Source organism: Martelella alba, from assembly GCF_005217455.1.
Lineage (GTDB): Bacteria > Pseudomonadota > Gammaproteobacteria > Enterobacterales > Enterobacteriaceae > Acerihabitans.
Window position 1 is genome coordinate 1 of sequence record NZ_SZPQ01000105.1, and the last position, 2111, is coordinate 2111.

The 2111-nt window shown below is 53.6% G+C and carries 3 protein-coding genes; all 3 read right to left on the reverse strand.

Annotated elements, in window-relative coordinates; all coding sequences use genetic code 11:
- Positions 1-709: DNA-methyltransferase (locus FCN80_RS25685; RefSeq protein WP_136993167.1), on the reverse strand; the 709-nt coding region annotated here is incomplete at its 3' end.
- A gap of 243 nt (positions 710-952) precedes the next feature.
- Complete coding sequence (locus FCN80_RS25690; RefSeq protein ID WP_136993169.1) at positions 953-1606, reverse strand: bacteriophage antitermination protein Q; 654 nt, start codon at positions 1604-1606, stop codon at positions 953-955.
- A 25-nt stretch (positions 1607-1631) separates the two neighbouring features.
- Positions 1632-2111: DUF968 domain-containing protein (locus FCN80_RS25695; protein WP_136993171.1), on the reverse strand; the 480-nt coding region annotated here is incomplete at its 5' end.

Below are 2111 nucleotides of genomic sequence, written 5' to 3' on the forward strand. Positions count from 1 at the left end.
GTTCGACCAATCCTGAGTGCCGGCCCACCAGCAGACTATCAATACCGGCGGCAGCGGCCTTTTCAGCGAACAGCTTTTGCAACGCAGCGTACTGCGCCAGGTTCGGCAACTGCCATTGGCTCTCTGAAAACCAGTGCGAGCACATCTGCGTGCCAGTGGCGGCATTGATTTCAGCCGCCGACACGCCTAGCAGCGCACGTGCGTCGCGAAAATAGTCAATAAGAGGTTTGAATACCTGCGCTTTCAATTCCCGGCATTGGGTTGCGTAGCCAATCGCGCCCTTGGCGACCCCCTCAGAGCCATAATGACCCGCGAAAATGACCCGCTCAGTGGCTGGAAAGTAGGTTCGCAAGTCTTCCTTGCGCATTCGCCGCCAGGGGCCTGAGGGTTTTGCCCAGATAATATGATTCAGCACATCAAAACGCTGGCGTACCAGCAATTCGGTATCCGCTGCCAACCGTGATCCGCAAAACAAATACAAGCTACCAGTCGGTTTCAGCACGCGCCAGAACTCCACCAGCATATCGTCCAGCCATGCCAGATAGTCCTCGACGGTTGGCCATTGCCGGTCCCAGGCGTGTGATTTGACGCGATAGTATGGCGGGTCGGTCGCGATCAGATCGATGCAGTTTTCGGGGAGCGTTTTGATGTAATCGAGGGAATCGGCGTTGACGAGATTAGCACTGTTTAAATTAACAGTATTTTTCATAGACCAGAGGTGTCCGTTTTGGTACGCTCAATGCCGCTGTGTGCACATCAGCAATGGGCCTAGGTTCGCCTGTGATCCTCCGTTCATGGGTGGATGGCGGTATCGGTGTTACCAGCACCGGTATCGTCGCCCATTTCACGCAATAAAAAACCCCGCAATAAGCGAGGTTCGAAGATATTTAAATTTTTGGCAAGATATCAAATTACTTCCAAATATGCCCCTTTTTGTTCGGTTTTGCAAGGATCATGTCGCGTTCTGCTTCAAAAATTCGTCACTCCGCTTTGTTATAATCGTGAATAACGCCCATTCATCCAATTTGCGACAAATCCCCATTAACCCTGCCCAATGCCGGCTGTATGTTTCAGACCACGTCGATTTGCTCACTCCTACCAACATAGCCAACTCTGCCGTACCGTAGGCGCGGCCGCGCGCGGTAAAATGCCATACAGAGGTTTGAACCGCCAACCAGACCAACGATGCCAAGCGTGATCGCACTTTTTCTGTGATTTTTTGCCCCGCTGTCTCTTTGCGGTATTCCGACCAGATGTATTGGCAAATCTGGATCTGATATGTGTATTCCAAATCACCTCCATAACAATACCTGATCCAGGCCACTTCGTAAGATTTAAGCTCCCCTACGGCCCGGCGATACGAACTCATTGCAAACGTGAGCGGGTCAATCGGGGCTGGCGCACATTTGCGCACGCGGGTTTCCGGGCAGTAAATTGGATCCCGTTCGGAACAAACACGTCCCTCTCGCGGCCGGTGGCGTTTATAGCGAGTAGTTCGAGTTAACGGCAACTCCTCAAATGCTGTCAGTTGCCCCTTGGTCAATCCCTGTATATCGGCCAGCGCCGCGGTCAGCTTCTCTCGAATATATTCGATATTGATCGTCATCCTATGCGCTCCATATACGTTGTTGTTAAATTTTCCCGGAGGTAATCACACCCATCGCCATTGCCCGGTCCAGGGTCCGCATAACCAGCTCCAATTGGCTACCGTGTTTCTGTTCGAACGCGCGGCGATCACGATGTATCTCGTCATGGCATTGCCGACACAGCGGTATCGTGAATAAATCGTGAGGTTTGGTCCCAGTCCCGCTGAAACCATGATCGATAATATGGTGGGGATCATCCGCCGGCTGTCCGCACCCGGCGCACGGCTGTGCTTTGACCCATTGGGTATATGCCTCGTTTGTCCAACGCCGGCGTTTCGGGATCAGCATGAACGACTCGGGCGGCTCTGGGTCAACAGCCAGCGCCAGAATCGGTTTCGCCCGCTCCGCCAACAATGGCGTTGCGAAAACATGCGGTGCGATATCGGATTCCCGCATCACCGGCGTAATGCGCTCTGGCGCCGGCAGTTTTAGAACCCGGCGCGCCGGCCCTTCCGGTAATGCCTC

Excerpts from the sequence above, each read along its gene's own strand:
- FCN80_RS25690 (WP_136993169.1), bottom strand. The coding sequence starts at position 1,606 with ATGACGATCAATATCGAATATATTCGAGAGAAGCTGACCGCGGCGCTG.